18 protein-coding genes are annotated in these 22,949 nt (G+C 72.8%); 10 read left to right on the top strand and 8 right to left on the bottom strand.

The features are described 5' to 3' along the window. Positions 1–4 precede the first annotated feature (4 nt). Together ABD844_RS43455 and ABD844_RS43450 are read left to right on the top strand one after the other, a co-directional pair. Positions 5–1,048, top strand: coding sequence for a LacI family DNA-binding transcriptional regulator (locus tag ABD844_RS43455; protein ID WP_344892494.1), 1,044 nt, complete (start codon positions 5–7; stop codon positions 1,046–1,048). Positions 1,049–1,201: 153 nt separating this feature from the next. Continuing rightward, complete coding sequence (locus tag ABD844_RS43450) at positions 1,202–3,499, top strand: PQQ-dependent sugar dehydrogenase (protein WP_344892491.1); 2,298 nt, start codon at positions 1,202–1,204, stop codon at positions 3,497–3,499. Positions 3,500–3,539: 40 nt separating this feature from the next. Here the strand turns inward: ABD844_RS43450 and ABD844_RS43445 are convergent, their stop codons facing one another. From ABD844_RS43445 to ABD844_RS43415, 7 genes are all read right to left on the bottom strand, one after another. After that, positions 3,540–3,956: a hypothetical protein gene (locus tag ABD844_RS43445; RefSeq protein ID WP_344892488.1), complete on the bottom strand. Its 417-nt coding sequence runs from the start codon at positions 3,954–3,956 to the stop codon at positions 3,540–3,542. A 67-nt stretch (positions 3,957–4,023) separates the two neighbouring features. Then, complete coding sequence (gene cutA / locus ABD844_RS43440) at positions 4,024–6,384, bottom strand: aerobic carbon-monoxide dehydrogenase large subunit (RefSeq protein ID WP_344892485.1); 2,361 nt, start codon at positions 6,382–6,384, stop codon at positions 4,024–4,026. After that, positions 6,381–6,860: a (2Fe-2S)-binding protein gene (locus ABD844_RS43435; RefSeq protein ID WP_344892482.1), complete on the bottom strand. Its 480-nt coding sequence runs from the start codon at positions 6,858–6,860 to the stop codon at positions 6,381–6,383. The genes cutA and ABD844_RS43435 overlap by 4 nt, the downstream gene beginning before the upstream one ends. Further along, complete coding sequence (locus ABD844_RS43430) at positions 6,850–7,695, bottom strand: FAD binding domain-containing protein (RefSeq protein ID WP_344892479.1); 846 nt, start codon at positions 7,693–7,695, stop codon at positions 6,850–6,852. The genes ABD844_RS43435 and ABD844_RS43430 overlap by 11 nt, the downstream gene beginning before the upstream one ends. After that, positions 7,692–9,101 (bottom strand): uracil-xanthine permease family protein, encoded by a 1,410-nt coding sequence (locus ABD844_RS43425; protein WP_344892475.1) that lies wholly within the window; start codon positions 9,099–9,101, stop codon positions 7,692–7,694. Before ABD844_RS43425 ends, ABD844_RS43430 begins: the two co-directional genes overlap by 4 nt. Positions 9,102–9,682: 581 nt before the next feature. Further along, a complete protein-coding gene (locus tag ABD844_RS43420; protein ID WP_344892473.1) occupies positions 9,683–9,886 on the bottom strand; it encodes an RNA-binding S4 domain-containing protein in 204 nt (67 codons plus the stop codon). A gap of 40 nt (positions 9,887–9,926) precedes the next feature. Further along, entirely contained in the window at positions 9,927–11,513 is a 1,587-nt protein-coding gene (locus ABD844_RS43415) for a PucR family transcriptional regulator ligand-binding domain-containing protein (RefSeq protein WP_344892470.1), read from the bottom strand. 130 nt (positions 11,514–11,643) lie between these two features. Between ABD844_RS43415 and ABD844_RS43410 the strand changes: the two genes are divergently transcribed. The 8 genes from ABD844_RS43410 to ABD844_RS43375 all read left to right on the top strand — a co-directional run bounded on the left by ABD844_RS43410 (position 11,644) and on the right by ABD844_RS43375 (position 21,659). Continuing rightward, positions 11,644–12,498 carry an oxamate carbamoyltransferase subunit AllH family protein gene (locus ABD844_RS43410; RefSeq protein WP_344892467.1) on the top strand — a complete coding sequence of 285 codons (855 nt, stop codon included), beginning with the start codon at positions 11,644–11,646 and terminating at the stop codon, positions 12,496–12,498. Continuing rightward, complete coding sequence (locus ABD844_RS43405) at positions 12,495–13,847, top strand: AllF/FdrA family protein (protein ID WP_344892464.1); 1,353 nt, start codon at positions 12,495–12,497, stop codon at positions 13,845–13,847. Before ABD844_RS43410 ends, ABD844_RS43405 begins: the two co-directional genes overlap by 4 nt. After that, entirely contained in the window at positions 13,844–15,220 is a 1,377-nt protein-coding gene (locus ABD844_RS43400; RefSeq protein WP_344892461.1) for a YlbE family protein, read from the top strand. The genes ABD844_RS43405 and ABD844_RS43400 overlap by 4 nt, the downstream gene beginning before the upstream one ends. Before the next feature lie 155 nt (positions 15,221–15,375). Then, on the top strand, positions 15,376–17,556 hold the full coding sequence (locus tag ABD844_RS43395; RefSeq protein ID WP_344892458.1) for a serine/threonine-protein kinase: 2,181 nt from the start codon (positions 15,376–15,378) through the stop codon (positions 17,554–17,556). Between the two features lie 41 nt (positions 17,557–17,597). Further along, positions 17,598–18,170: a TetR/AcrR family transcriptional regulator gene (locus tag ABD844_RS43390; protein WP_344892455.1), complete on the top strand. Its 573-nt coding sequence runs from the start codon at positions 17,598–17,600 to the stop codon at positions 18,168–18,170. Positions 18,171–18,227: 57 nt separating this feature from the next. Continuing rightward, on the top strand, positions 18,228–19,427 hold the full coding sequence (locus ABD844_RS43385) for a Cmx/CmrA family chloramphenicol efflux MFS transporter (RefSeq protein ID WP_344892452.1): 1,200 nt from the start codon (positions 18,228–18,230) through the stop codon (positions 19,425–19,427). After that, on the top strand, positions 19,424–20,260 hold the full coding sequence (locus ABD844_RS43380; protein WP_344892448.1) for an MOSC domain-containing protein: 837 nt from the start codon (positions 19,424–19,426) through the stop codon (positions 20,258–20,260). The genes ABD844_RS43385 and ABD844_RS43380 overlap by 4 nt, the downstream gene beginning before the upstream one ends. 130 nt (positions 20,261–20,390) lie before the next feature. Next, on the top strand, positions 20,391–21,659 hold the full coding sequence (locus tag ABD844_RS43375) for an MFS transporter (RefSeq protein ID WP_344892445.1): 1,269 nt from the start codon (positions 20,391–20,393) through the stop codon (positions 21,657–21,659). A 30-nt stretch (positions 21,660–21,689) separates the two neighbouring features. Here ABD844_RS43375 and ABD844_RS43370 read toward each other — a convergent pair. Further along, a partial coding sequence (locus ABD844_RS43370; RefSeq protein WP_344892442.1) for a bifunctional 3'-5' exonuclease/DNA polymerase occupies positions 21,690–22,949 on the bottom strand: 1,260 nt, incomplete at its 5' end.

The following is a 22,949-nucleotide window of genomic DNA, read 5'->3' as shown; positions in this document are numbered from 1 at the left end:
CGGCATGGCAGAGCGACCTTCCCTCCCGTCCCCTCCTCGTCTCGTCGACGTGGCCAAGGCGGCCGGGGTGTCGCTGGCGACGGCCTCACGGGCCATGACCGGCAGCGCGGGAGTGAGCCCCGAGGTCGCGGCGCACGTCCAGGCGATCGCGTCCCAGGTGGGCTACGTGCCCAACAGCCACGCGCGGGCGCTGGCCGGCGGGCAGGCGTCGATGGTCGGGCTGATCGTGCACGACGTGGGCGACCCCTACTTCGCCGAGATCGCCAGGGGCGTGCTGCGCGAGACCGAGAGCCGCGGCTACCTGGCGCTGATCAGCCAGACCGAGCGCGACCCGCGGGCCGAGCTGTCCAGGGTGCGCGCGCTGCGCGCCCACCGGGTGACCTCGATCGTGCTGGCCGGGTCGGGGTACGTCGAGGCCGACACCGAGGCCGACCTCGCCGCCGAGCTGCGTTCGTTCACGGGGGCGGGGGGCCGGGTCGCGGTGATCGGCCGCCACCACCTGGCGATCGACGCGGTGCTGCCCGACAACGCCGCGGGCGGCGCGAGCCTCATGCGCCACCTCCTCGACCTGGGCCACCGCCGGCTGGGCGTGATCGGCGGCCCGCCCAACCTGACCACGGTGGAGGACCGGCTGGCGGGGCTGCGCACGGCGTACGGCACGGCCGGGCTCGACTGGGACACCGTCCCCCTGGTGCACGGCGACTTCACCAGGGAGGGCGGCGCGACGGCCGCGGCCCGGCTGCTGCGGGCCCACCCCGACCTGACGGCGGTGGTGGCGCTGAACGACCCGATGGCGGTCGGCGCGCTGTCCTGGCTGCTCAACCACGGGCACCGGGTGCCCGGCGAGATCTCGGTGGCCGGGTTCGACGACGTGCCCGTGGCCGAGGACGTCTACCCGGCGCTCACCACCGTGCGCCTGCCCATGGTGGGCATGGGCAGGCAGGCCCTGGAGCTGGTGCTCAAGCCGCCCGCCGCGCGCCCGCGCCGCCGGCGTACGCGCCACGAGCTGGTGGTCCGGGCCTCCACCGCCCCACCGCCACCCCGCTGACCTGCGCGGGAAGCGGGCGGCGCGCGTCACGTGCGGCGGCGGGGACGCGTACGGACCCCGCACCGGCCCTTGACAGGGTCTCGCCGGGAGTTACGATCGCGACGTCCCAGAAAGCGCTTTCCAGCCCTCCGGGCGCTGCGAGAGGATCCCCCGATGCCCGCCTTTCGCACTCTCACCGTCGCGGTCGTCCTGCTGCTGACCGCCCTGTTCGCACCCCCGGCCGTCGCCGCAGCACCGGTCCCGATCGACGACCCGATCCCCGAGAAGCCCACGCCGTCGCCGCTCACGCTGACGCTGGAGGAGTTCGCCTCCTTCCCCAAGACCGAGACGATCCCGGAGCCCACCGACCCGCGCCTCGTGCGCTGGGCCAGGATCAACTACCTCGGCGAGCTGCCCGACGGCTCGCGCCGCCTGTACGCCAACGACCTCAACGGCAAGCTCTACCTGCTCGGCAGGGACCGGCAGCCGAAGGAGTACCTCGACGTGGCCGCCGCGTTCGCGCCCGACTTCGTCTCGGGGCGCGGGCTGGGCAGCGGCTTCGGCTTCGCCGCCTTCCACCCCGAGTTCGGGCGCAACGGCAGGTTCTACACCGTGCACACCGAGTGGGGCGACGCGCTTACCACGAAGACCCCGGACCTGCCGCCCCAGCCCGGCACCAGGTTCCACGGCGTGATCACCGAGTGGACGGCCGCGAACCCCAGGGCCGCCACCTTCACCGGCACCCGCCGCGAGGTGCTCAGGCTCGGCTTCTCCGGCCAGATCCACGGCATCCAGCAGATCGACTTCAACCCGGCCGCCCGCCCCGGCGACGCCGACCACGGGCTGCTCTACGTCGCGGCGGGCGACGGAGGCCGGGGCGTCACCAGCGACGACCCGCAGAACCTGGCCATCCCCCAGGGCAAGATCCTCAGGATCGACCCCGACAGCTCCACCGGCAAGTACGACATCCCGCCGTCGAACCCGTTCGCCGGCCAGGCGGGCAAGCTCGGCGAGATCTACGCGTACGGCATGCGCGACCCCCACCGCTTCAGCTGGGACTCCAAGGCCGGCAACCGGCTGTTCCTCGGCCACATCGGCGAGCACGCCATCGAGGCCGTCTACGACGTCGGCCCCGGCGACAACCTGGGCTGGAGCGAGCGCGAGGGCTCCTTCGTCTACGACCAGGCCGACCGCTGCCACCTGTACACGCTGCCCGACGACGACGCGCAGTACGGCTACACCTACCCGGTGGCCGCCTACGACCACGACCCGCCGCCCGGCCACCCGTGCACCGCCGACAGCGGCCACGCCATCGTCGGCGGGTTCGTCTACCGGGGCGACCGGCTGCCGCTCCTGTACGGCAAGTACCTGTTCGGCGACATCGTGGACGGCCAGGTGTTCTACACGATCGCCGCCGACATGCGGGAGCAGACCGGCACCCGGGCCACCATCTACCAGCCCCGCCTGGTCGACGCGGCCGGCAGGCCGGTCACCATGCAGGACCTGTCCGGCAACACCCGCGTGGACCTGCGCTTCGGCCAGGACGCCGCGGGCGAGCTGTACGCCCTGTCCAAGGCCAACGGCAAGATCTGGAAGGTGACGAAGGCCACGTACGCGCCGTCGGGCGTGCTGCCGTCGTTCCGTCCCGGCCTCGTGGCCGCGTACGACTTCGAGCACCCGGTGCCCGGCGACCCGGCCCGCGAGCAGGACCAGGGCCTGTCGGGCACCCCCATCTCGCTGGTCAACGGCGGCGCGGCGATGCGCGTCGCGGACGGCGCGTACCGGGGCAGCACGCACAGCCTGCAGACCCGGCAGGTCGACCAGGCGGCCACCGGCAACGACGACTGGAAGGCCGGGGTGTACGCCGAGACGGGCCTGCCCGGTCTGCGGGCCTTCAACGCCGCCGCGGGCACCACGATCATGGGCTGGTTCAAGATGACCGGCACCGGGCCCGCGCTCAACACCAACACCCCCGACCCGGCAGACCGCTACGGCGCGATCGGCCTGGCGGGCGTCCTCAGCGGCGACTCCCAGGGCCACGACGTGCGGGCGCTGCTGGAGCTGATCACCGTCGAGGGCGAGTTACGGGTGGTGGCGCTGGCCAGGAGGGTGGACGGGTCCGCCTCCCAGACCTTCGCCGCGGACCTGCCGTGGCAGACGATCCTGCCACGCGACCGGTGGGTGTTCCTGGCCGCCACCTTCGACTTCGACACCGGGGCGATGCGCCTCTACCGCGACGGCCGCGCGCTCGACGGCTCCTACACCGTGGACGGCGACCCGTGGGGGCTGAAGGGCGACCCGGAGCCCGACCTCACCTCGGCGACCGACCCGCGCGGCATCAAGATCGGCGGCAGTCACCCGCAGAACACGCGGGAGCAGAACCCGTGTGACTGCCGCATGGACGGCCTGATGTTCCTGGACAGGGTCGCCACCCCGGGCGAGATCCGCGCCCAGTACGCCCTCCTGCGCTGATCGGGCGATCACCTCAGAACGGGTGAGGAAACCGGCCTCCTCACCCGACCACCTGCATCTTCTTCCTGTGGTCGGTGAGGTGCAGGTCTCCGCCGAGCCGTTCCTTGAGCAGATCGAGCACCTTCCTGCTGGACAGCACCGTCCACAGGTTCCCGACGAGGTGCGGGTGGTACTCGGGGGCGGCGTCCATCCAGGCGTCCTTCCCTGCCTGGGTCTGGAACGTCGTCACGAAGAACTCGCCGTCGGGGGTCTTGCAGTACCCCGTACGCAGCTCAGTGGCGTCGACCTGCAGCTTCGGCGCGCACCCGACCTTGGCCGAGAGCTGCTCGACGGTCAGGGGCGCGGCGACGGCCCGCTGCGCGCCCGCCGCGACCTGGCCGCCGCCGCCCCCGGAGGAGCAGGCGGCGGCCAGTCCGGCCAGCAGCGCGAGAGCGGCCAGACGTGGGAATGTCGTCATGTCTTGAGGTACGCAGCGCTCCCGAACCGGGTTCACCGCAACCCTCACCGCGCCGCGCCGGCACCGCTCACTCCGGGCGGGCGGTGCGCAGGTCGAACAGCTCGGACGGCGAGATGGGCATGCGGTCGATCTCGATGCCCTCGGCGTCCTCCAGGGCCGAGGCGATGACGGCGGAGACCGGGATCACGCCGGCCTCCCCTGCCCCCTTGACGCCGAGCGGGTTGAGCGGCGAGGGCGTCTCCAGGTGGCCGGTCTCGATGTGCGGGATCTCGGTGGCGTACGGCATGAGGAAGTCCATGAAGGAGGCGTTGACGAGCTGCCCGTGCTGGTCGTAGACCATGCGTTCGTACAGGGCGCCGCCGATGCCCTGGGCCACCCCGCCGTGGATCTGCCCCTCGACGATCATCGGGTTGATCAGCCGCCCGCAGTCGTGCACGACGGCGTAGCGCGCGACGGTGATCTCGGCGGTGTCGGGGTCGGTCTCGACGATGGCGGCGTGCATCCCGGCCGCGAACGTGGACCGGATCGGCGAGTAGTAGTCCTTGCCCTCCAGCCCCGGCTCGTCCCCCTCGGCCACGGGCGGGCGGTCGGGGGCGGCGGCGCCGGCGAACTGGGTCGCCTTGGCCGTCTCCTCGTCGAAGGCGTAACGCAGCGGGTTGGCCAGCACCGCCACCGTGGACAGCGGGATGGAGGCGGCCGGTGTCCCGCTCACGTGCACGATCCCGTCGGCGATGTCGAGGTCGGCGGGGTTCGCCTCCAGCGCGTCGGCGGCGATGCGCAGCGCCTTCTCGCGTACCTTCCTACAGGCCAGGGCGACGGCGTTGCCGCTGACGACGGCGGCCCTGGAGGCGAAGGTGCCCACCGCGTACCCGAAGCGGCGGGTGTCGCCGGTGACCACGCTGACGCGGTCGATGGGCACGCCCAGCTCGGTGGCGGCGATCTGGGCGAAGACCGTCTCGTGGCCCTGCCCCTGTGAGGTGAGCCCGGTGGAGACGTGGACGCGTCCGTCGGAGGTGACCTGCACGTGCCCGCCCTCGTACGGCCCCACGCCCGTGCCCTCCACGTAGCAGCCGATCCCGATGCCGCGCCCCGGGCGGCGCTCGAAGGAGTCCCAGCCGATGAGTTCCTTGATCATGCGGAGCAGCTCGGGGTAGTTCCCGCTGTCGTAGATCAGCGGCCGGCCGTCCTGGAAGGTCATCCCCTGGTCGTACGGGAACTCCTCGGGCCGGATGAAGTTGACCTCCCGCACCTCCGTACGGTCCTTGCCCAGGTATCGGGCGATCTTGTCCATCGTGCGTTCCATGCAGAACACGCCCTGCGGCCGCCCGGCCCCGCGATAGGGGGTGACCTGCACGGTGTTGGTGTAGACGGCGGTGAACTCGACCCGGTACGCCCCCGGCTTGTACGGCCCGAGAAGCTGCGTGGAGGTGACGATGGGCACGATGATCCCGTACGGCGTGTAGGCGCCGTGGTCGTGCAGGATCGTCACGTCCAGCCCCAGCACGCGCCCGTCGTCGTCGAACCCCACGCGCACGTAGTGCACCTGCGCCCGCTCGTGCGCCGAGGCCACGAAGTGCTCCCTGCGGTCCTCGGCCCACTTCAGCTCGCGCCCGAGCGTCATGGCGGCCCACGGAACGAGCACCTCCTCGGGCCACGGGTGCACGATCTTCACGCCGAAGCCGCCGCCGACGTCGGGGGCGATCACCTCGACCTGTGGCAGCGGCAGCTCGAGCGCGGCGGCCACGGCCATGCGCACGCTGGTGGAGGTCTGGGTGCTGGAGTAGACGCGCAGGTCGCGGCCGTCCCAGCGGGCGTACACGCCGCGGCCCTCCAGCGGCATGCTGGCGCTGCGCTCGATGTCGAGCCGGAACGCGAGCGTGTGCGGGGCGGTCTCGATGGCCTCCCTCGCGCCGCGCCCGTCGGCCGCGGGAACCTCCTGGACGAGGTGGGCGCCGACGTTCCCCGGCACGTCCCGGTGCACGAGCTGGGCCCCCTGAACGGCCTCCGCCAGGCCCACCACCGGTTTGAGCGGCTCGTAGTCGACCTCGATGAGCGCGCAGGCGTCCTCGGCGGCGTAGCGGTCGGTGGCCACGACCATGACCACCGGCTCGCCGACGTGCCTGACGACGTCCCTGGCCAGCGGGTAGGCGGTGCGCCCGTGGGTGAGCGCGGGGTGCGGGATCAGCAGCGGCAGGGCCCGGCCGACGCGTTCGGGCAGGTCCTCCCAGGTGTAGATGGCGACGAGCCCCTCCACGTCGAGCGCCGGGCCCACGTCGATGTCGCGGATGCGGGCGTGGGCGTGCGGCGACCGTACGAACGCCGCCGCCAGCGCGTCGTGACCCAGATCGTCGAGGTAGCGGCCCTGCCCGGTGAGCAGCCGCGGATCCTCCCTGCGCGGTACGGGCTCCCCGAACAGCCTCGTCGTCATGCCTCCTCCGCCAGCAGCTCGGCGGCCCGGTGGACGGCCTTGACGATGTTCTGGTAGCCGGTGCAGCGGCACAGGTTGCCCGAGATGCCCTCCAGCACCTCCTCCTCGGTGGGGGCCGGGTTCTCCCTGAGCAGGGCGGTCACCGTGCACAGGAAGCCCGGCGTGCAGAACCCGCACTGCAGCCCGTGGCACTCGGCGAAGGCCCGTTGCACCGGCGACAGCCCGCCGTCCGCGTCCGCCAGCCCTTCCACGGTGGTCAGCTCGGCGCCGTCCACCGTCACGGCGAACGTCAGGCACGAACGTATCGGCAGGCCGTCGAGCAGCACCGTGCAGCAGCCGCAGACGCCGTGCTCGCAGCCCACGTGGGTGCCGGTCAGGCCGAGGTCGTGCCGCAGGCAGTCGGACAGCAGCCGCCGCGCCGGCACGCGTACGCGCCGGGCGACGCCGTTCACGACGAGGGTGATCTCATGCTCCACGGGCCGCCGCCCCTTCCCGCGCCGCGTTGCGCAGCGCCCGCTCGGCCAGCACGCCCACCAGGTGCCTGCGGTAGGCGGCTGAGGCGTGGATGTCGTCCTCGGGTTCGGTGGCGTCGCGCACGCGGGCCGCCACCGCGCGCCAGTCGGTCTCGCCCGCGTCCAGCTCCACGACGACGGGCACCGGCCCGACCCCGATGCACGCCACCTTGGCCGTGACCACCTCTCCCGGGCTGACCACGGCGCACACGCCCGCCAGCGCGTAGTCGCCGTGCCTGCGGGCCACCTCCTCGAACGCGACCCCGGCGCCCTCCCCCAGCGCCGGGAAGAACGCCGACACGGCCAGCTCGTCCGGCCGGACGTCCGACTCCATCGGCCCGACGAAGAACTCCCCGGCCGGCACGTCCCGCACGGCCATGCCGCCGTTCCCGTCCCGGCGGGCCACCCGTACGTGCCCGCCCAGCACGGCCAGCACCGCGGGCAGCTCGGCCGCCGGATCGGCGTGCACGAGGCTGCCCACCACGGTCCCCCGGTTGCGGATCACGGGATGGGCGACCAGCTTGAGCGCCCGCGTCAGCAGCGGATGCAGCCCCGCCCGCTCGGCCTCGGAGTGCCTGACCAGCGCGCCGACCCGGACCCCCGCCGGGGTCGTCTCGACGGTGTCCAGCCCGGCCACCCGGTTGATGTCGACGAGGTGCTCGGGCGCGGCCAGCCGCATGTTGAGCATGGGGATGAGGCTCTGCCCGCCCGCCAGCACCTTCCCGCGCACCTCGGCGAGGGTCCGCAGAGCCGCGCCGAGGTCGCGCGGCGCGTGGTGGATGAACGGCGGCGGCTTCACACCTCGCTCCGTACGGGCTCGGGAGTGCGCCCGGCGATGGCGCGCAGCAAGTGGTAGCCACCCAGCACGACGATCGTGCCGAGCGTGATGCCCTCCAGGACGAACTCCCCGCTGATGAGGTGCCTCACAGGTCCGATGGCCAGAATGATGCCCGCCCCGATCGGAACCATGTTCACGGGATCGGCGAAGTTCACCCGGTTCTCGATCCAGATCTTGGCGCCGAGCAGGCCGATCATGCCGTACAGGATGACGGTCACGCCGCCGAGCACGCCACCCGGCGTGGCCGCGATGAGCGCCCCGAACTTGGGGCAGAGCCCGAACAGGATCGCGATGACGCCCGCGATGTAGTAGGCCGCCGTTGAGTACACCTTGGTGGCCGCCATGACGCCGATGTTCTCCGCGTACGTGGTCGTGGGGGAACCGCCGACGGCGCTGGTGACCATGGTGCCGACGCCGTCGGCCAGCACGGCCCTGCCCACGTACGGGTCCAGGTCCGTCCCGGTCATCTCGCCCACGGCCTTGACGTGCCCGATGTTCTCCGCGATCAACGCGATCACGGCGGGGAGCACCAGCAGCACGGCGGAGGTCCTGAAGTCGGGCCCGTGGAAGTCCGGCAGCCCGAACCAGGGCGCGGCCGCCACCGCGTCGAAGCTCACCCGATCGTGCGGGAAGGCCGTGGCCACGCAGTACGTCCCCTCGGCCGGGCAGCTCGCCCCCGCGGCGTCGCGCAGGTTGACCCCCGGCAGCACGGACGTGACCGGCCCCGCGACCCGATCCAGCACCCACGACAGCCCGAACCCGGCCACGAGCCCGACCAGCACCCCGATCCGCCCGAGGAACCCCTTGAACAGCACGATCACCACGAACGTGATCAGCATCGTGGCGAGCGCGACCCAGTGGTCCTGCGGCCAGTAGTTGTCCGCCGCCACGAACGCCAGCCCGAACCCGATCAGCATCACGACCGCGCCGGTCACCACGGGCGGGAAGACCCGGTGGATGACGCCGACGCCGAGGAAGTGGATGGCCAGCCCGGCCAGCGCCAGCACCAGCCCGGCGACCAGGATGGCGCCGGTCACCAGGGCGTCCGCCCCGCCGGTGTCGCCGCCCACCGCGGCCCTGATCGCGACCACGCCGCCCAGGAAGGAGGCGCTGGTGCCCAGGTAGCTGGGGACCTTGCCCTTCACGATGAGCAGGAACAGGATCGTCGCGACACCCGACATCATCACGGCCACGTTCGGGTCCAGCCCCATGACGAGGGGGAAGACGAACGTCGCGCCGAACATCGCGATCACGTGCTGCGCCCCGAACCCCACCATCCGGGGCCAGCTCAGCCTCTCGTCGGGCCTGACCACCTCGCCGGGAGCCAGGTGCTTGCCGTCACCGTGTTTGGTCCATCCCACAACCATGCGAGCCCCTCTTGTGCTGGGCGCTGGGCCGGCGACCCGTTCCGTTGCGGGCACATTAGGCCCGCCGGCCCGCTCCTACACGGGCATGATCTGCCAAATCCGCCCCGCCCACCAGAGAAAACCTCGCGGAGAACGGCCACTCACACCATTCGGCTTGTCACGGACCGCATGCTCTCCTAGCCTGGGGCCAGAACGCCCGGCACTCAGCTCCCGGGCTTTACGGCCCTCACCACGAGGGCCGTTTCTTCTTGCCCAGCGCACCCAACATGCCCGCCGCAGGCTTGCCGAGCGCCTCTTCGGCGGAAAGACGGTGATGACCCTGGTCTTGGTGGAGCGTTCCAGATCGCCGCGCCTGATGGCGTCGATCGCGGCGCACAGGTCGGAGTCGGCCGAGACGAGCATGACCACGTCCGTTCTGCCGTCGCGCACCGCCATCACGTCCTACCATGTAGCTACCCGCCCGGGGCTACGATCCCGGGTACTACGGCCCCCGTCACGGGGGCCGTTTCTTTTCGTCGGCGCGCCCGATACTAGTAAACAATGCGTAATTTCGCGGTGACTTTCCGTGCCTCGTTCTCGCGTCACTCCACCCTGATCGAGAAGCCGTCGCCGCTGACCACCTGACCCGACCGGATCTTGGCTCGCTTGCGCAGCTCCACCTCTCCGTCCACCCGCACCAGCCCTTCGGCGATGAGGTGCTTGGCCATGCCGCCCGTCTCCGTGATCCCGCAGTACTTCAGCAGGTCACACAGCGGGATGAAGTCGGAGCGCAGTTCGAAGTCCACGCTGCCCAAGCCTAGGACCACGGCCCGGGACCCCGGACGGTCAGATCCCCCGCATGCGCAGCACGTGCAGGGCCAGCGTGAGGTTGAGGCGCAGGTGCGGGTCGTCGGTGAAGGTGCCGAGCAGCCGCTCCAGCTTCCCGATGCGGTAGCGCAGCGTGTTGTAGTGGAAGTGCAGCCGCCGCGCCGTCTCGGCCACGTTGAGGTTGGTCTCCAGGAGCGCCTGCAGCGTGCGCCGCAGGTCCGCGTTCTCGGCGTCGTCGTCGGAGGCGAGCGGCCCCAGCGTCTCGCGGACGAACGCGTGCAGTTCGTCGGTGTCGTTCACCAGCGACAGCAGCCGGTAAACCCCGAGCTGGTCGAAGTGGGCCACCGCCCCCGGCCCGTGGAGCTGGCGGCCCACCCGGGCGGCCTTGAGCGCCTGCGAGTACGCCTCCGGCAGCGTCTCCGCCCCCGGGCTCGGCCGCGAGGTGCCGGTCGAGAACGTGGCGGGCGGCACGTCGAGGAAGGCCGCGGCGGCGTCCCTGGCCACCCTGGCGGCGTCGGTGGCGGCGCCCACCACGGCCACCACCTCGTGCGAGAACCCCGCCACCGCCGCCTGCGGGTCGTGCCTGCGGATGGCGGCGGTCCAGCACGAGACCAGCCGGTCCTGGGCGCTGCGCTCGTCGCCGTCGGGGTCCAGCTCGGCGACCAGGACGACCACCGGCCGCGCCAGGTCCCACCCGAACGCCCCGGCCCTGGCGGTCACCCGGTCGGCCGCGCCGGCCCGGCCGGTGAGCACGTCACGCAGGAAGTCGGCGCGGTACTTGCTCTCGACGGCGTTGACCGCCTCCTGCCGGGTGACGACGAGCGCGGCGACGGTGGCGGCGCGTTCGAGGATGCCGACGTCGCTGTCCCTGATGGCTCCCGACGGGCTGTAGGCCACGATCCTGCCGTGGTGGTGGCCGCCGGCCAGGACGGGTACGGAGGCGAACGCGCGTACCCGTCCCGGCGGGCCCTCGCTGGAGATCGACTCGCACAGGACGGTCACATGGTCGGCGGGACCGGCGGTGGCCAGCACCCGGCCGGAACCGTCCACGGCGGCCACGGACACGTCGAGGAGCGTGGCCACCTCGGCGGTGACCTCGTCGAGCCCGCCCCCGGCCAGCACCACCTGCACCAGCGCCCGGTGGGCCTCCTCGGCGCGGGCGAGTACGGCGGCCTGGCGGTTGAGGATGTCGGTGAGCACCTGGTTGAGGATGTCGTCGAAGCCGACGTCGTTCGGCAGCAGGATGAGGGGGAAGCCGAGCCGGTCGGCCTGCTCGACCATCTCGTCGGGCAGCGTGTCCACGTACCGGCCGAGTTTGATGGCCAGGGCGGCCAGGCCGCGCTCGTCCAGGTCGGCGACCAGCCGGCCGAGCGACTGCGGGGTGTTGCGCAGCGGGTAGCCGGTGGTGAGCAGCAGCTCGTGCGGCTTGACCCAGGCCAGGATGTCGGGCACCTCCATCACGTTGAGCCGCTGCACGATGCGGCCCAGCCCGCTCTCCCCCGCGATCAGCCTGGCCTCGGCGAGGGTGGACACGCCGAGCACCTCCTCGACGGACACGCCGTGAATGATCGTGCCGGTGCTGGCGAGGCGGACGGGGGGTTCCATGGGGAGATTGTGACCCCGGAAGCGGTCTGTCAGGAAGAGCCAACCTTCCCGCTCACTGTTGGCAAATTTACCCGTACGGAGGGTTCAACGGTCGTTCTACGGTCAGGTCCAAGGTCGGTTGGGAGGTCAGGTGACCGTCAGTACTCATGCGCGGCGTACCCGCGCCCACGTCACGGGCGCGGCCAGCACGGCGGTGCGGCCCGTGCTGGAGGGCCAGCGTCGTCCCGCCCGTGTCCTGGCGACGTTCGCCGAGGGGGTTTATCTCGAGGTCAGGACCGATGTTGAGCCTGCGGTGATCGCCGTCATCACCGGTGAGGCGACGCGGCTGCCGAACTCCGTGCTGCTGGCCACCCCGCTGCCGCACGTCACGGTGGGTGACGAAGCCTCGGTGGGCGACCGGGTGATCGACCTGGGCCCGCTGAGCCTGGGCGTGCGCCGCTGGTGGGACCCCTCGCCGCCGCTGGGCCGGGTGGATCGGGACCGGCTGGCGCAGGTGGCGGCCGTGCTGGGCGACCCGCCGGGGGCGGGGCTGGCGGGCGACGGCGCCGTGGAACTGCTCGCCGACAGTTGCGCGAAGGGCTGGCTGCTGGGTGTGGTGACGGCGGCGGAGCGGCTCGTCGGTCTCGGGCCCGGCCTGACGCCGAGCGGTGACGACGTGCTGGCAGGGCTGCTGGTGGCGTTGCGGCATCTGGGCGCGGCGGCGGGTACGCGGCGGGCGGTCTGGCTGGCCGACTGGCTGGCGGCGACCGTCACGTACGACGCCCGCACCCGTACGACGCCGATCTCGGCCACGCTCCTGCACTGCGCGGCCAAGGGCGAGGCCAGCCCCGAAGTGATCGCGGTGCTGCGCGGCGTGGCCGGACGGCAGGCGCTCGAACCGGCCCTGCGCCGCCTGCACCGCCTCGGTCACACCTCGGGCGCCGACCTGGCCCAGGGCGTCACCATCGGCGTACGGGCCGTGCTGTCGCTGAGCGGTGGCCGGTGAACGGCCTGCCGCAGGCGGTGCTCGTACGGAGGGGCGCCTACCACGACTCGGTCGCCCTCATGCGGGTCAGCCGCGCGCTGTCGGAGCTGCCCGGCGTGCAGGCCGCCATGGTCGCGATGGCGACCGACCTCAACGTCTCGATCCTGCGGGAGCTGGGCTTCGGCGTTCAGGAGGCGGGGCCGGGCGACCTGGTGATCGCGGTACGGGCCCGCGACACGGACGCGGCCGTGCGGGAGGCCGATCGGCGGCTGGCCGCCTCCTCCTCCCGCGCGCACGGCGCAGCAGGGGACCAGCCGCCGCTGACCACCCGTTCCGCCGCCGCCCGTGGGCCCGCCGACCTCGTCCTGATCTCCACGCCCGGCGAGTACGCCTTCTTCGAGGCCCTGGACGCCGTCGAGGCCGGGCTGCCGGTCATGATCTTCAGCGACGGCGTGCCCGTCGAGAGCGAGCGCCTGCTCAAGGAGCTGGCCGAGGCCAGGGACGTCCTGGTCATGGGGCCGGACTGCGGCACCGCCGTGATCGCCGGGGCCGGTCTGGGCTTCGCGAACGTCCTGTCCCCCGGCCCTGTCGGCGTGGTGGCCGCGTCGGGCACGGGCGCGCAGCAGGTGACGTGCCTGCTCGACTGGGCGGGCACGGGCGTCAGCCATGTGCTCGGCGTGGGCGGGCGCGACCTGTCGGCCGAGGTGGGCGGCCTGTCCACGCGGCGCGCGCTGCGCATGCTGGACGACGACCCGGCGACCGAGCTGATCGTGCTGGTCTCCAAGCCGCCCGACCCCGAGGTGGCACGGGCCCTGGAGGCGGAGCCACCGCGCACGCCCGTGGTACGGGCCCTGCTGGGCGAAGGGGCGCCCGACCTGACCCAGGCGACCGAGCAGGCGCTGCGCGCGCTCGGCAGGCCCGTCCCCGAGTGGCCGTCGTGGCCCGCCTGGCGCGGTACGCGTCCCGCGCCCGAGCGGATCAGGGGCCTGTACGCCGGTGGCACGCTGAGCGCGGAGGCGGCGCTGCTGGCCGGGGGCGGCGACTTCGTGGACTTCGGCGACGACGCCTACACCAGGGGCAGGGCGCACCCGATGATCGATCCGGCGCTGCGGGTGGAGGCCCTGGGCCGGGCCGGTGAGACGGACGTGGTGCTCATGGACGTCGTGCTCGGCCACGGCGCCGACCCCGACCCGGCGGCCTCGCTGGCGCACGCGGTGGCCCGTACGCCGGCCACGGTCGTGATCGCCCTGATCGGCACCGAGGGCGACCCGCAGGACCTGCACCGGCAGGCCGCGGCCTTCCGCGAGGCGGGCGCGGCCGTCTTCACCTCCAACGCCCAGGCCGCCCGCCACGCGAGGAGCCTCCTGTGACCCTGCTCAACGCCGCGCCCCGCGTGATCACCGTCGGCACGGGGCTGCTGGACGAGGCGCTGCGCGCGCAGGCCGTCGCGACGGTGCCGGTCGAGTGGCGTCCGCCGCTGCCCGGTACCGCGCGGGCGCTGGAGCGGGTGCTGTCCGATCCGCGCAGGGAGGCGGCAAACGAGCTGGCCGTGGGCAGGCTGGTCTCCGCGCGCCCGCACCTGGTGGGCGTGCGGCGGGCGTCGGAGGTGCTGGACGCGGGCACGTTCCTGCACGCGGGCCCGCCGATCACGTGGGAACGCGCCTCGGGCCCCATGCGCGGCGCGCTGATCGGCGCGATGGTGCTGGAGGGCCTGGCCGCGGACGAGCACGAGGCCGGGGAGGCGCTCGCGGCGGGCGCGGTCACGCTGAGCCCCTGTCACGAGCACGCCGCCGTGGGCCCGATGGCGGGCGTGGTGAGCCCGTCCATGTGGCTGTTCGAGGTGCGCGACGACGAGCACGGCGGCACCGCCTACTGCTCGCTGAACGAGGGACTGGGCAAGGTGCTCAGGTACGGCGCGTACGGTCCCGAGGTCCTCGACCGGCTGCGCTGGATGGACCGCGTGCTCGGCCCGGCCCTGGCGGCGGCGCTGGAGCGTACGGGCCCGATCGACCTGCGCTCACTGATCGCGCAGGCCCTGCAGATGGGCGACGAGCTGCACAACCGCAACCGGGCCGCCACCTCGCTCCTGCTGCGCGAGCTGGCCCCGGCCGTCGTGGCGGCGGCCCCCGCCGAGGCCGCCGACGTGCTGCGCTTCATCGGCGGCAACGACCACTTCTTCCTCAACGCCGGCATGGCCGCGGCCAAGGTCAGCACCGACGCGGCCCGCGACGTGCCCGGCTCCTCGCTGGTCGTCGCGATGGCGAGGAACGGCACCGACTTCGGCGTGCAGGTGTCGGGGCTGGGCGGGCGCTGGTTCACCGGCCCCGCGGGGGTGCCCGACGGGCTCTACCTGGGTTCGTACGGCCCGGCCGACGCCAACCCGGACATCGGCGACTCCACGATCACCGAGACGTCGGGGCTGGGCGGGTTCGCGATGGCGGCCTCGCCGGCGATCGTCCGGTTCGTGGGCGGCGAGGTCGAGGACGCGGTGCGGGCCACCCGCTCCATGTACGAGATCACGCTCACCGAGCACCCCGCCTACCAGATCCCCGGCCTCGGATTCCGGGGCACGCCGGTCGGCATCGACCTCACGCTCGTGGCGCGTACGGGCCTGCTGCCGGTGGTCAACACGGGGATCGCGGGCCGCGTCGCGGGCACCGGCCAGGTCGGCGCGGGCCTGGTCGAACCGCCGGTGGAGGCGTTCACCGATGCTTTGCGCGCTCTGGCCGATCTGAGTAAGTGATCAATTTTATTTGCGATATTTCAGCACGTCAGAACCGCTGTAAAGCGACTTCACCTTCCCTTGTGTATTCCCCACAGATATCGTGTCGATCCTCCACAATCTGCAAGTAGCGTGATGAACGCACGTGACGGATGAGGCGAGATGGGGGCGGGAACATGGCAGCCGACCGCTTGCTCAGCGGACCCGGCCCAGAAGGAGGTGCCGCGGGAGGCCCGCCGCAGGGCGGCCAGGGCCGGCTCGTGGGGCGGCGCTACCGGCTGATGTCGCCGGTCGGCAGGGGCGGCATGGGCATGGTGTGGCACGCCCACGACGTGCTGCTCGACCGCGACGTGGCGGTCAAGGAGCTGATCCTCCCGTACGGGCTCGACCACGCGGGCAAACAGGTGGCGCACCGGCGCATGCTGCGCGAGGCCCGGTCCGCCGCACGGCTGACCCATCCCGGCATCGTGACCGTGCACGACGTGGTCGAGGAGGACGGCCGCCCCTGGATCGTGATGGAGCTGGTCCGGGCGTGGTCGCTGGAGCAGGCCGTACGCCAGAGCGGGCCGCTGCCGGTGATCCAGGCCGCCGAGATCGGCATCCGGGTGCTGGACGCCCTCATGCACGCCCACGCCGCCGGGATCCTGCACCGCGACATCAAGCCGGGCAACGTGCTGCTGACCTCCGACCGGGTGGTGCTGACCGACTTCGGCATCGCGGCCATCGAGGGCGACGTCACGATCACGCAGACCGGGCTGCTCATGGGGTCGCCCGCGTACATCCCGCCGGAGCGCCTGTCCGGCCGGCCGATCACGCAGGCGGCCGACCTGTGGTCGTTCGGGGCCACCCTGTACACCTCCGTCGAGGGGCGGCCGCCGTACGAAGGGCCCGACCCGGTGGCGGTGCTGGGCTCCGTCCTCACGCAGGACCCGATCAGGCCACAGCGCGCCGGGGCGCTCCTGCCGGTGATCGAGGGCCTGCTGCGCAAGAACCCGGCGGAACGGCTGACCTCCGCCCAGGTCATCGAGCTGCTGGAGACGGTGTTGCGGGCGCACGGCGCGCCCAGGCCGCCTACCCCCGAGGTGCTGCCCAGCCCGGTCGACCCCACGCCCGCCGGGCTGCTGCCGCCGCTGGACACCCCGTCGGGGCCGCTGCCCTCGCGAATCGTGGAGACCCCCTCGGGGCCGGTACGGGTGCCGTACGACCCGGCGACCGGCCGGCCGATCGACCCGCCCGTGAGCACCTCCGGCGCGTACGACTCCCTGGCGAGCAACTCCGGCCCGTACGACTCGCTCGCGAACACCTCAGGCCCATACGACTCCCTGGCGAGCACCTCCGGTCCCTACGACTCCCTGGCCGGCACCTCCGGTCCGTACGACTCACTCGCGAGTACCTCAGGCCCGTACGACTCCCTGGCCAGCACCTCAGGCCCCCAGCCGTCCTTCAGCGCGCCCTCGGGGCCCCGGATCGGCCGTGGTCCCGACGACGACCTCGACGGTCCCCGGGTCCCTCATCCGCCGCCGATCCTGCCCCTGACCAGCGACAGCCGCACCTCCAGCAGGCCAGGCGGGGCCACCCCGTGGCCGCTGGCCTCGGCCGACGACCTGCGGGAGCAGTCGCGCGGCCTGTCGGACGACGTCGGCCGCGGCCGCCTGGCGACGCTGCCCGGCACCGGCCCCCGCACGGGGAAGAGCCGCCGGAGGGAGGACGACGACGGCCCCTGGGTACGCGGCGGCCGTCCCACGCCGCTCACGATCGTCAGCGCCCTGCTGGCCGTGGCCGTCGTCGTGGGCGCCGTGGCGGTCATCCTCTCCGGCACCCTCTCCGGCATCCTGTCCGGCGGCTCCGCCGAGGCGCCGCCCGCGACCACGTCGGCCACCACCGAGGGCCCCGCGGACGCGCAGCCGACGGACCCCTCCCCCGTGCCCGCCGGTTACACCGAGCACGCCGGCACCGGGTTCGCCGCCGCCGTGCCGGAGGACTGGAAGCTCGCCACGGCTGACGGCGTGGCGACGTTCAGCGGGCCGAAGGACTCCGGCATGCGCGTCCTCGTCGAGCGGGCCGGCCCGCAGGCCGACGGCGGCCTCGCGGAGCTGGGCCGCCAGGAGGCGGCAGGCGGGCTGGAGAGCTACATCCAGGTGCAGTTGCAGGCCGTGGACTACCGGGGCCGGCGGGCCGCCGACTGGGAGTACACCTACACGACCGGCAACGGCGTCCCCATGCACGCGCTCACCAGGTACGTCTCGGTCGACGACACGACCGCGTACAAGATCACGTTCGACCTGCCCGAGCTGAAGTGGGACGACCAGGCCGGCACCCGCAGGGTGTTCCTGGACACGTTCCGGCAGGCCGACTGAGGTATTGAACTGATCCGTACATAACGTGTAGCGTACCCGTCGTGGCGCGACCGAGGAAGTTCGAGGAGGAACGGGCGGTCGAGGCGGCCATACTGGCGTTCTGGGACGCCGGCTACGAGGCCACCTCGACGCAGGACCTGTGCACCGCGACCGGCCTCGGCCGCAGCAGCATCTACAACACGTTCGTGAGCAAACACGACCTGTACGAACGCGCGCTACGCCACTACATGGCCGGACAGAACGCGCAACTCGCCGAGCTGATGGAGAGCGAGCTGCCCATCCAGGAGAAGATCCGCACGGTGCTGCAGCGGGCGATCGATCCCGACCCGGACGACCCGGCGGGCTGCATGGTGGTCAACGCGCTGGTCGAGCTGGGCCCGCACGATCCGCAGATCGCGGAGTTGCTGCGCCGCAACAACGACAGCCGGATCCAGACGATCAGAGCAGCGATCGAGACCGCCCGCGCGCGCGGCGAGCTCGCCACCACGCACGACCCGCTGGCCCTGGCCCACTTCGTCTCCACCACGGTCGGCGGCCTGCGCGTCGCGGCGCGCGGCGGGGCCGACCGGGCCACGCTCGAGTCGATCGCGAACGTCGCACTGGCCACCTTCTGAATTTTTCACGCCCTGATTTTGAACTGATCAATCTAAAACTGTCGGAGGAATGTCTTCATGCCGTTGGCCGTCTACATACTGGGCCTTTCGATCTTCGCTCAGGGCACCTCTGAGCTCATGCTGGCCGGGCTGCTCCCCGAGCTGGCCAGGGACCTCGGGGTGTCCGTGCCGGACGCGGGGCTGCTGATCTCGGCGTTCGCCATCGGGATGATGGTGGGCGCGCCGGTGCTGGCCGTGGTCACGCTGCGCTGGCCCCGCCGTACGGTGCTGCTCGCGTTCCTGGCGATCTTCGCCCTCACGCACGTCGCGGGCGCGCTGACGTCGAGCTACGCGGTGTTGTTCGCCACGCGCGTGGTGGGCGCCTTCGTGTACGCCGGGTTCTGGGCCGTGGCCGCCCTCGCCGCGATCAGCCTGGTGCCCGCCAACGCCCGCGCCAGGGCCATGAGCGTGCTGGCCGGCGGGCTGACCGTGGCCACGATCGTCGGCCTGTCCGCCGGTACGGTGATCGGCCAGCACCTGGGCTGGCGGGCCGCGTTCTGGGCGGTCGCCGGCCTGTCGGTGCTGGCCGGCATCGGCGTGCTGGCCACGATTCCGGGCGGCCGTCCCGCCGCGGAGGCCGTACCGCGCGTATCCGACGAACTGCGCTCGATGCGCCTGCCCCGCCTCTGGCTCGCCTACGCCACCACCGCGCTGACCACGGGCGCGCTGCTGTCCTCCTTCAGCTACCTGAGCCCGTTCCTGACGGACGTCACCGGCCTGGACGCGGCCTGGGTGCCCGCCGTCCTGGCCCTGTACGGCGTGGGCTCGCTGATCGGGATCACCGTCGGCGGCCGGATCGCCGACGCGCGGCCGCTCCCGCTCCTGTTCGCCGGAGTCACCGGTGTCGTCCTGACCTCGGCCGCGCTGGCTCTGTCGGCCTCCGTCGCGCTCCTCGTCATCCCGCTGATCTTCCTGCTCGGCCTGTTCGGGTTCGGCACCAACCCGGTGCTGAGCGCCCGTCCCTTCACGCTGGCCAAGAACGCCCCCACGCTGGCCGCCGCGTTGAACGTCTCCGCCTTCAACGTCGGCATCACCGCGGGCCCGTGGCTCGGCGGGGTGGCCATCGACGCCGGACTCGGCTACCCCTCCGTGGCCTGGATCGGCGCCGCGATCGGCGTGGCCGCCCTGGCGACCGTGGTGCTCGCCGCGGCCCTGCACCGCGGGGACTCGCCCGCGCCGGAGTCCGCCGAGATCGCTGAGATACGGTCTGCTGTGTGAAGCTGGCGAGCATCTCCTTCTACCCCGTCAAGTCCACCGCGGGACACGAGGTGACGGAGGCCGAGGTGCGGCCGTGGGGGCTGGCGGGCGACCGGCGCTACCTCGTCACGGACGAGACGGGCACGACCCTCACCGCCCGCGTGGTGCCGCGCCTGCTGGCCTGCGTCGCCCGGCTCGACGGCGACGGCCTCACGCTGACCGGCCCGCACGCTGAGCCCCTGCGGGTGACGCCCCCGACGCGAGAAGGAGCGCCGATCACGGGGCTGACCACGGTGAGCCTGCATGGCGTCCCCCTCGGCCTCACCGACTGCGGGGACGCCGCCGCCGCGTGGCTGACGGGGCTGGCCGGCCGGCCGGTCCGGCTGATGTGGCTCGACGACCCGACCCGGCGACCGGTCAATCCCGCCTACGGCCGGCCGGGCGACCGGGTGAGCCTGGCCGACGGCTACCCGCTGCTGCTCACCTCGTCCGCCTCGCTCGCAAGGCTCGACGACTGGATCGCCGAGACCGCGCTGGAGCTGGGCGAGGAGCCCCCGACGCCGCTGCCGATGCGCAGGTTCCGGCCGAACGTGGTGGTGGCCGGGGCCGGGGAGCCGTTCGCCGAGGACGGCTGGCAGCGGGTACGCATCGGCGAGGTGGACTTCCGCGTGGCCAAGGGCTGCGACCGCTGCGTGCTGACGACGGTCGACACGACGACCTACCGCAAGGGCAAGGAGCCGATCAGGACGCTGTCGCGCCACCGCAAGCGCGACGGCAAGGTCTGGTTCGGCGTCAACCTGATCCCCGACGGGCCCGGCCGCATCGCGCAGGGCGACCCCGTCGTCGTGCTGTGAGGGAAATCGTGCTGCGAGGGAAGTCGCACCCTGAGGGAAATCGGCGTGATGTGCGGGAAAGCCACCTTTCCCGATCAAAGAGGTCTGCGTCCCCTTTGGGGGGTGTTAGGAGCTATGCGAGACTTCACGGGTGACCAGTGCCCCCACAAAGCCCGCTCTCTCCTCCTCTGACCGGATTCGGCACGTCCAGCGCCGCACCCTGGTGGTCCTGTCGGCGGCGCAGATCGTGGGCGGCGTGGGAGTCGCCGTCGGGCTGGCACTCAGCTCCGTGGTGGTGGACGAGCTGTCGGGCTCCACCGTGATCAGCGGCTTCGCGGGCACGGCCACCGTGCTCGGCGCGGCGCTGCTGGCCCTGCCGACGGCCAGGGCGTCCGGCCGGAGCGGGCGGCGGGCGGGATTGTCGCTGGCGTACGTGGCGGCGCTGGCGGGCTGCGCGATCTCGGTGCTGGCCATCAGCCTGCGGACGTGGCCCCTGCTGCTGGTCGGGCTCGTCCTGGTGGGCGGCGGCAGCGCCGGCGGGCTGGCGGCCCGCTACTCGGCCACCGACCTGTCGCCCCGCGACCGCTCGGCCCGGCACCTGTCGCTGGTCGTCTGGGCCGCCACGATCGGCTCCGTGGCGGGCCCGAACCTGGCCAAGCCCGCCGACCAGATCGGCATGCGGCTCGGGCTGGTGGAGAAGGCGGGGCCGTTCGCGTTCGCGGCGCTGGCGTTCGCCCTCGCGCTGGTCGTCATCATCGGGTTCCTCCGTCCCGACCCGCTCACGCTGGCCCGCGAGGTGAACGGCGAGCGGGACGCGGACGCGGGGCGGGGCCGGACGATCCGTACGGCCTGGCAGACGTTGCGTACCACGCCGATGGCCCGCCGCGCGCTCGTCATGATCGCCGTCAGCCACACGGCCATGGTCTCCGTCATGTCCATGACCCCGGTCAAGCTCCACCACGACGGCTCGAACCTGGACGTCATCGGCCTGGTGATCAGCCTGCACATCGCCGGGATGTACGTGATGTCGCCCGTGGTGGGCTGGCTGGCCGACAAGGCGGGCAAGGTGCCCGTGCTGTTGCTCGGCATGGCCCTGCTGCTGAGCGCCGCCGTCCTGGCCGGCACGGCGGGGCACCGGGTGTGGCAGGTGACGGCGGCGCTGGTGCTGCTGGGGCTGGGCTGGTCGTGCGGGCTGGTGGCGGGCTCGGCGCTGGTCACGGAGTCGGTCCCGCTCGACCGGCGGCCCGCCGTGCAAGGGCTGTCGGACCTGCTCATGAACGTCTGCGGCGCCACGGGCACGATCGTGGCGGGCGCGATCGTGGGCTGGCTGGGGTTCGGCATGCTCGGCCTGGTGGTAGGCGTCATGGTCGGCCTGGCGGCCCTCTGGCTCGCCGCCACCCGCCGCCCCCAGCACCCCTGACACCTCACCGCCCGGAACGACCCGCTGGGGTCACTTGGCGTCGGCGTAGGAGGCGACCGCCACCGCCTCCATCGGGAAGCGCACCGGGCTCTGCCCGAACAGCAGCCTGCTGGCCTCGGCCGCCGACGCCGCCACGGCCGCGATCACGTCGTCGGCCAGCGCCTCAGGACAGTGCACCATCACCTCGTCGTGCTGGAAGAACACCAGCCGGGCCGGCTCGGGCAGCCGCCCCCGCAGCACGGCCAGCAGCGCCAGCGCCCACTCGGCCGCGGTGCCCTGCACCACGAAGTTCCGGGTGAAGCGCCCGCGGTCGCGGGCCGCGCGCCCGCCCTCGGGCCCCGACACCAGCTCCCGCCACCGCTCCGACGGAGGCGGGCTGGTGCGCCCCAGCCACGACCGGACGATCCGCCCGTCCTCCCCCGCCTTGGCCGCGTCTTCGACGAACTGGTACGCCTTCGGGAAGCGCTGCCGCATCACGGCCAGCAACTTCGAGGCGTCGCCGCTGGTGCCGCCGTACATGGCGGACAGCATCGCGATCTTGGCGTTGGCGCGCTCGCCGCCGAACGACTGGGCCAGCGCAGAGTACAGGTCGATCTCCCCGGCCGCCTTGGCCAGCCCCACGTCACCGGCCATCGCGGCCAGCACCCGCGGTTCGAGCTGCGCCGCGTCGGCCACGACGAGCCGCCACCCGTCGTCGGCCACCACCACCCGCCGCATCACCTTGGGGATCTGCAGGGCCCCGCCCCCGTTGGTGGCCCACCGCCCGGACACGACCCCGCCCACCACGTATTCCGGCCGGAACCGCCCTCCGCGCACCCACTGGTCGGCCCACACCCACCCGTGGAAGCTGAACAGCCGCGCCAGCTCCTTGTAGGCCAGCAGGGGCGCCACCGCCGGGTGGTCGATCTGCTTCAGCTCCCACGACCTGGTCGTCTTCAGCGCCACCCCCGCCCCCCTGAACGCCTTGACGAGCTGCTGCACGGAGTCGGGGTTGACCGGACGCCCGAACGCCGCCGCCACCTCGTCGGCCAGCGCCTGCAGCTTGACCGGGCGCATGCCGTGCACGGGACGCGGCCCGAGCAGCTCGGTCAGCAGCGCGTCGTGCACGTCGCGCCCCCACGGCATGCCGTCGTGCGACATCTCGGCGGCGACCAGCGCCCCCGCCGACTCGGCCGCCACCAGCAGCCGGAACCGGCCGGGCTCGGGCAGCGCGGCGATGCGCCTGAGCTGGTCGGCCAGCACCTCGGCCACGGCCTGCGCGACGAGCGGCTCGGGCGCGAACAGCGTGCC

The organism is Nonomuraea antimicrobica (assembly GCF_039536965.1).
Taxonomy (GTDB): domain Bacteria; phylum Actinomycetota; class Actinomycetes; order Streptosporangiales; family Streptosporangiaceae; genus Nonomuraea; species Nonomuraea antimicrobica.
This window is presented reverse-complemented; position numbering and strand designations above follow the sequence as displayed.